6 protein-coding genes are annotated in these 7,081 nt (G+C 70.5%); 2 read left to right on the top strand and 4 right to left on the bottom strand.

Going from position 1 to position 7,081, the window contains the following annotated elements; all coding sequences use genetic code 11:
* From GT354_RS14985 to GT354_RS14975, 3 genes are all read right to left on the bottom strand, one after another.
* Window positions 1–331 (bottom strand): hypothetical protein (locus GT354_RS14985; protein ID WP_161356809.1); only part of this gene is annotated, 331 nt, incomplete at its 3' end.
* Between the two features lie 97 nt (window positions 332–428).
* Complete coding sequence (gene bioA / locus GT354_RS14980; RefSeq protein WP_161356808.1) at window positions 429–1,733, bottom strand: adenosylmethionine--8-amino-7-oxononanoate transaminase; 1,305 nt, start codon at window positions 1,731–1,733, stop codon at window positions 429–431.
* An 89-nt stretch (window positions 1,734–1,822) separates the two neighbouring features.
* The gene (locus tag GT354_RS14975) at window positions 1,823–2,602 is read right to left on the bottom strand and encodes a hypothetical protein (RefSeq protein WP_161356807.1); all 780 of its coding nucleotides are present in this window, start codon (window positions 2,600–2,602) and stop codon (window positions 1,823–1,825) included.
* 612 nt (window positions 2,603–3,214) lie between these two features.
* Between GT354_RS14975 and GT354_RS14970 the strand changes: the two genes are divergently transcribed.
* Window positions 3,215–4,582 (top strand): glycine betaine/L-proline ABC transporter ATP-binding protein, encoded by a 1,368-nt coding sequence (locus tag GT354_RS14970; RefSeq protein WP_346012036.1) that lies wholly within the window; start codon window positions 3,215–3,217, stop codon window positions 4,580–4,582.
* Entirely contained in the window at window positions 4,575–6,470 is a 1,896-nt protein-coding gene (locus GT354_RS14960) for an ABC transporter permease/substrate binding protein (RefSeq protein WP_161356805.1), read from the top strand. Before GT354_RS14970 ends, GT354_RS14960 begins: the two co-directional genes overlap by 8 nt.
* A 185-nt stretch (window positions 6,471–6,655) precedes the next feature.
* On the opposite strand, the gene GT354_RS14955 is transcribed toward GT354_RS14960, so the two are convergent.
* Window positions 6,656–7,081, bottom strand: a 426-nt coding sequence (locus tag GT354_RS14955; RefSeq protein WP_161356804.1) for a hypothetical protein, incomplete at its 5' end; no start/stop codon positions are given.

Genomic DNA, 7,081 nt, shown 5'->3' with positions numbered 1-7,081 from the left:
GTGGGGGGTGGGCGGGGACCAGGGAGGTGCCTCGGTGGCGGCCGTAGGCCGTGTAGCCGCCGGCGTGGAGGGTGCCGGTGGTGTGCAGGGGCAGGGCCAGGCTCGGGAAGGGCTGGTCCTGGGCGTAGGCGTGGGTGATGGCCGCCTGGGGGGCGCCGTAGGTGGGTTGGATCGCCGCGTAGTCCTCGTTCGAGCGCTCGTGCGGGATCGCGCGGAACATCCGCCGCCACTCGGCTTCCAGGGAGTCGTAGATCGGCGTCGCGGAGACGTCCACGGCGACGACGGGATGGCCGAGGGCCCGGCTGCTGATGGAGTCGTCGAAGCTGAACACATCACGTCCAACGAACGTGACGCGCCGGCGTTGCGGCCTGAGCGGGTACAACCGCGACATACCGAGCGCGCGGCCCGCCGGACACCGGCCCGGGCGGTCAGCCGGCGTGCTCGCGGACCACGTCGATCATCGCGGCGGTGACCGCGGCCAGGTCCTCGGCGGACATCACGTACGGCGGCATCGTGTAGACCAGCCGGCCGAACGGCCGGATCCACACGCCCCGTTCGACGAACGCCGGCTGAACCACGGACATGTCCACCGGGTCGGTCAGCTCGATCACGCCGATCGCGCCCAGGACGCGGACGTCGGCTACGCCCGGGAGTTCGCGCGCGGGCGCAAGTCCGGTCGCGAGGCCGGCCGAGATCTCGGTGACCCGCTCGCGCCACGGGCCGGACAGGAGCAGGTCCACACTCGCGCCCGCGATCGCCGCCGCGAGCGGGTTGGCCATGAAGGTCGGCCCGTGCATGAACGCGCCGCCCTCGCCGCCCGAAACGACCTCGGCCACGCGGTCGGTGCACAGCGTCGCGGCCATCGTCAGGTAGCCGCCGGTCAGCGCCTTGCCCAGGCACATGATGTCGGGCGCGACGCCCGCGTGGTCGCACGCGAACAGCTCGCCGGTCCGGCCGAAGCCGGTCGCGATCTCGTCGGCGATCAGCAACACGTCGTACCGGTCGCACAGTTCGCGGATCCGGCGCAGATACGCGGGGGAGTGGAAGCGCATCCCGCCCGCGCCCTGCACGATCGGTTCCAGGATCACGGCGGCCACGGTCGAGCCGTACTCGTCGAGCAGGGCCTCGATCGCCGCGGTGTCCTCGGCGCGCGGCGCGGTGTCGAAGCCCGCCGGCGGGATCGGGGCGAACAGGTGCGCCGGCAGCACCTCGGCGAACAGGTGGTGCATCCCGCCGATCGGGTCGCACACCGCCATCGCGCCGAACGTGTCGCCGTGATAGCCGCCGCGTACGGTCAGCAGCCGGGTGCGCTCGACGTGGCCGCGGCCCCGCTGGTACTGGAGCGCCATCTTGAGCGCGACCTCGACCGCCACCGAACCCGAGTCGGCGAAGAAGACCCTGGTCAGTGCTTCGGGGGTGATCGCGACGAGCCTGGCCGCGAGATCGACCGCCGGCGGGTGGGTCAGGCCGCCGAACATCACGTGCGACATCGCGTCGATCTGGGCGTGCGCGGCGGCGTTGAGGACCGGGTGGTTGTAACCGTGGATCGCGGCCCACCACGACGACATCCCGTCGATCAGCTCGCGCCCGTCGGCGAGGGTGAGCCGGACCCCCGCGGCGCCCACCACCGGGAACAGCGGGGCGGTGCCGTCGGTGCTCGCGTACGGGTGCCAGATGTGCCGCCGGTCCCGCGAGACCAGGTCGTCGCCGTAGGCCGCGTCGTAGTGCTCCATAGCCGCCAGACGCTATCGGACGCCGCCCGACCGCTCCCGGAGTGGGGGAGGCGGCCCGGAGTCGGCCGCCTCCCCACCGCGGCCGCCGCTCAGACGCCGCTGACCGGCACCGACCCGGCCGCGAGCAGGTTGCGCCGGCCCGCCTCGTTGAGCGCGGCGGCCAACTCGTCGTTGCCGGTGTGGATGCCGATCGTGCCGACGGGGGCGGCGAACAGCAGCACCACGCCGTGCGTGCGAGACGCGTTCAGCCATGCCTCGGGCACCTCGGCCGGCGTCTGCGCCTGCCACCACGCCTCGGTCCGGCCGCCCGCGCCCGGGAACAGTACGGCGGTCAGGTAGCCGTCACTCATCTGGACCGACCAGCCGCCGAGCAGCGGCGGCAGCGTCTCGTCGGGGGTGGCGATCGGCGCGAAGCCGCGCTCGCCCAGGAGCGAGAGGAACTCGTCCTGGGCGCCCGCCGTGCCCGGCCGGGCCACGGCCGCGCCGGGCTCGACCACGAGCGCCGCGTAGGTCACGCCCGCGCACACCACCATGCTGCCGGTGATCGAGATCGGCACGGGTCCGCCGGGCACCACCGTCTGGACCGCGAGCGCCGGGTTGGCCTGTGCGGCGAGCAGCGGTTCGACCGCGGCCTCGGAGACCGGGATCACCTGCGAGGGGATGCAGCGCGTGTGCGCGAACGCGAGCACGGCGGTTTCCTCGGCGAGGTAGAGCAACGCGCTGGTCTCCACGGCGGTGGTGTCGCCCTCGCCGCGGCACGAGGCGCACGCGTAGGTCTGGGGGCCGGTCTCCCCGGCCACCAGGCGAGCGGCCTCGTCGTCTCCGATCTCGGCGCGGACCTCGGGGCTGACGTCGAGCAAGCGTGACACGAAAGGCTCCATCGATAGGGGGGTGCGGGGAACGTGGGGATCTCCGTCTGCGTTGTCGCGCCGGGACGTTACCGTCCAGTGACGGTGTGTCACCTGCGGAATGCGAGAACGTCACTCCTACGAGGCATGTGCGCCCCGATCGCGCCTGGGCCATCCGGGGGGTGGCGCCGGAGCGTGCGCCCGTGTGCGACTGTGAAGGGGTGGGCGGAAACGGAATCGTTTCCCCCTGTATGCGGTGAGCCACTCACGGTGACCAAGCCATCAATACGGTCACGTATGGATCACTGCAGGGTCACGGCCGATCGAGGGGTTCATATCGGCCGATAAATGCAGGAAATCGGGCATAATGCCCGCCCATAATGAGACCTGAATCTCCATAGGTTTCTCGGATTAAAAGCCCGGGCAAGTCACGCCCGGTAAACAAGTGCGGGATACAACTTTCTCTCGGAGAAAGGCGTTCCCCCCGGACGTGCGCCGCTGCCGTGACGTTTTTGCGGTGGCCGTGTCCCGCACCCGCAGCCCGCGACGCCGGCCCCCACATCACGGCGGTGTGCCGGCCCGAGATCGACTTCGTCGGTTTCGTCCCGTCGCGGCCCGAAAGACGAGGTGTATGTGTCCAGACTCCGGGCCGAGGGCCTGTACAAGATTTTCGGTCGACGAGCCGACGACGCTCTCAAGCGGCTCCGCGCCGGCGAAAGCCGTGACGACGTTCGCAAGAACAACGTCACGCCTGCCGTCATCGACGTCTCCTTCGAGGTCGCCGCCGGTGAGATCTTTGTCGTGATGGGCCTGTCCGGCTCCGGCAAGTCGACGCTGCTGCGCATGCTCAACGGTCTGCTGGACGCCACCGCGGGTGCCGTCTACATCGACGACCGCGACCTGACCTCGCTGCCCGCCAAGCAGCTGCGCGACGTGCGCGCCCGGCGGATCAGCATGGTGTTCCAACACTTCGCGCTGTTCCCGCACCGCACGGTGCTCGAGAACGCCGCCTACGGTCTGTCCGTCCAGGGGGTGCCCGCGGCGGAGCGCGACGAGCGCGCCCGCGAGGCGCTGGCCATGGTCGGTCTGGAGGGCTGGGAGGACTCGGCCCCGAGCCAGTTGTCCGGTGGCATGCAGCAGCGCGTCGGCCTCGCCCGCGCACTCGCCACCGACGCCGACATCCTGCTGATGGACGAGTCGTTCAGCGCGCTCGACCCGCTGATCCGTCGCGAGATGCAGGACCAGCTCCTGGAACTCCAGCAGAAACTGCACAAGACCATCGTGTTCATCACGCACGACCTCAACGAGGCCATGCGACTGGGCGACCGCATCGCGATGATGCGCGACGGCCGGGTCGTCCAGATCGGCACCGCCGAGGACATCCTGACCGACCCCGCCAACGACTACGTGGCGTCCTTCACCGCCGACGTGGACCGCACCCGCGTGCTGACCGCCGGCTCGATCATGGAGGACTCACGCGCCACCGTGACCAGCGGCGAAGGCCCGCGGGTCGCGATGCGCACGATGCGCGAGGCGCAGACCACCGCGGCGTTCGTGGTGGACACCCGGGAGAACGGCCGCCGCCTGCTCGGCGCCGTCACCGACGTCGCGGTCACCGAGGCCGTGCGGGTGGGCGAGCGGACCGTCACTCCCGATGCCGACCTGGACATCGTCACGGTCACCCCACAGACGCCGGTCGCCGAGCTGTTCACGCCGTGCGCGGAGAGCAGGCTGCCGCTCGCGGTCGTCGACGAGGCGATGCGACTGGTCGGGGTGATCCCGCGGGTGAGCCTGCTCGCCGCGCTCGGCAACGCCTCCCAGAGCAGCTTCGGTGATTCGGGCGGCACGCTCGGCGTGACCGACACCGGCAGCGTCAAGATGCTGGTGCCCGCGGGCGCCGAGGAGAGGTTGGTGCCGGCGGGCGCCGGGGAGAGGCTCGTGCGCAAGGCCGACGTGACCGCTTCCGGCGCCGCCACGGACGAGGCGGTCGCGGATGCCTAGGATCCATGTGGGCGACTGGGCCGAGAGCCTGGTCGATTTCATGCGCGACAACTTCGCGTGGCTGTTCGACTTCATTCGCGATGTCGTGGACGGTTCGGTCACCCATCTCGCCGACTGGCTGACCGGCGCGCCGCTGGTGGCGGTCGTCGTGTTGTTCGCGGCGATCGGCTGGGCCGTACGCGGCCTGCTGTTCGCGCTGATCACCGCGGTCGGCTTCCTGCTGATCGACGGCCTCGACATGTGGGCGCCGGCGATGTCCACGCTGTCCCTCGTCCTGGTGTCGGCGGCGCTCGCGCTGATCATCGCGATCCCGCTCGGCATCCTGACCGCGCGCAGCCGGGCGGTCGGCACGGTGGTCAAGCCGGTGCTCGACTTCATGCAGACGATGCCGGCGTTCGTGTACCTGATCCCGGCGATCACCTTCTTCGGCATCGGCGCGGTACCCGGCGCCGTGGCCACCGTGGTCTTCGCGATCCCGCCGGGCGTGCGGATGACCGAGTTGGGCATCCGCAGCGTCGACGCGGAGATGGTCGAGGCCGGCCAGGCGTTCGGTACGAGCGAGTGGAAGATCCTCAAGGACATCCAACTCCCGCTCGCGCTGCCGACCATCATGGCCGGCGTCAACCAGGTCATCATGCTGTCGCTGTCGATGGTGGTCACCGCCGGCATCGTCGGCGCGGGCGGCCTGGGCAGCGAGGTGTTCGGCGCGCTGTCGAACAACAACGTGGGCCTGGGCGTCGAGGCCGGCGTCGCGGTAGTCGTACTGGCGATCTACCTCGACCGCACGGTCGGCGCCGCGGGGCAGCGGGTCGAGGCCCGGGCCAAGCGCGCCGCCAAGGACCGCTCGGCCGAGGGCTTCAGCCCGCAGTGGCTGGCCGACTGGCGTCCGCGCCCGGCCGTCGCGGTGAGCGGTGTCGTCGCGGTCGCGCTGGTCGCGGGCCTGATGGGCGGCTTCGGTCTGGGCGACGAGGGCAGCGGCAAGAAGAAGATCACGATCGGCTGGATCCCCTGGGAGGAGGACGTCGTGGTCACCAACATGTACAAGGTGCTGTTGGAGAAGCGCGGCTACGACGTCGAGTTGAAGCAGCTCGACGTGGGTCCCCTGTTCCAGGGCATCGCGCAGGGCGACGTCGACCTCTTCTTGGACGCGTGGCTGCCGACGCTGCACAAGAAGTACATGGACCAGTACGGCCCCAAGCTCGAAGAGATCGGGCAGTGGTACCACAACGTCGATGTCCAGCTCGCGATCCCCAAGGACCTCCCGTACAACACGGTCGAGGATCTCAAGGGCCACGAGAAGGAGTTCGGCAACCGGATCGTCGGTATCGAGCCGGGCGCCAACATCATGGACCTGACCGAGAAGAAGCTGATCCCGGAGTACGGGCTCGACTTCAACCTCGTCACCTCCAGCACGCCCGCGATGATCGCCGAGTTGGACCGTGAGATGGCGGCCAAGAAGCCGATCGTCGTGACCATGTGGCGTCCGCACTGGGCGTACACGAAGTACGACATCAAGCCGCTCGCGGACCCGAAGAAGTCCTATGGCGAAGCGGGTTGGATCAGCGCGATCGGCCGCAAGGGCTTCGCGAACGACTACCCCGAGCTCAACACCTGGATCAAGAACCTCAAGCTCGACGACTCGGTGCTCGGGCCGCTCGAGAAGAAGGTCTTCGTGGACCTCAAGGGCAAGCCGAACGCCTCGGTCGAGGGCGTGAAGGAATACCTGAAGGAAAACCCGGACGTCGAGGCGAAGTTCCTCGCCGACGTGCCGCCGGCGGACGGCGGCGCCGGGGGGAAGAAGGACCCGGCGAAGGACCCGGCCAAGGGTGAGCAGCCGCAGTCGCTGCCGGCCGCGACCCGCGAGCCGGAGCCGGCCGGGGCTTCCTGACCGGTCGGGTGCGGCGAGTCGGAGTGTGTCCGGTTCCGTGACCGGCCGCGATCGGCGAGTCGGAGCCGGTGGCCTTCGAACGGTCGCCGAACGCGCAATGCCGAAGGGCGGGTACCCCGTGGGGTGCCCGCCCTTCGGCGTCGTGTTCGTCGGCTGTGCGGCGTCGGCTGTGCGGCGCCGGGTCGTCAGTTGCCGAACTGCCACTGCGCGTCGGCCGCGATCGGTTCGCACTTGTGGCCCCAGCCCGCCGCGCCGTTGGCGAACGCCTTGAACAGCGTCTCGGTCGGCTGTCCCAGGGTCTGCCCGGCGGGATCGTCACCGTTGTGCCGGCTCAGCTGGTACGCGACGGTGTGCCCGTCGCAGATGCCTTGTACCTTGCCCAGGACGGTCCCGGCCCGGTCGCCGTCGTCGGGGATGCCCGGGGTCGGTACCCGCTCGGAGAGCGTGTCGCGCTCGCCGGGGGCCTCGGCGCTCGGCGCGAGCCACCCGTGCACGATCGCGAAGGACAACACGCGCTTGGTGTCGAGGAACAGGTCGCACCCCTGGACCGCCCCGGGGCCCTCCGGGGTCGCGGCGGCGCTCCAGCGCCGGCGGGCGTCGCCGGCGGCGGC

This window comes from Streptomyces sp. SID3343 (assembly GCF_009865215.1).
In the GTDB taxonomy this organism is placed as follows: domain Bacteria; phylum Actinomycetota; class Actinomycetes; order Streptomycetales; family Streptomycetaceae; genus Embleya.
This window is presented reverse-complemented; position numbering and strand designations above follow the sequence as displayed.

Excerpts from the sequence above, each read along its gene's own strand:
- bioA (WP_161356808.1), bottom strand. The coding sequence starts at position 1,733 with ATGGAGCACTACGACGCGGCCTACGGCGACGACCTGGTCTCGCGGGAC.
- GT354_RS14960 (WP_161356805.1), top strand. The coding sequence starts at position 4,575 with ATGCCTAGGATCCATGTGGGCGACTGGGCCGAGAGCCTGGTCGATTTC.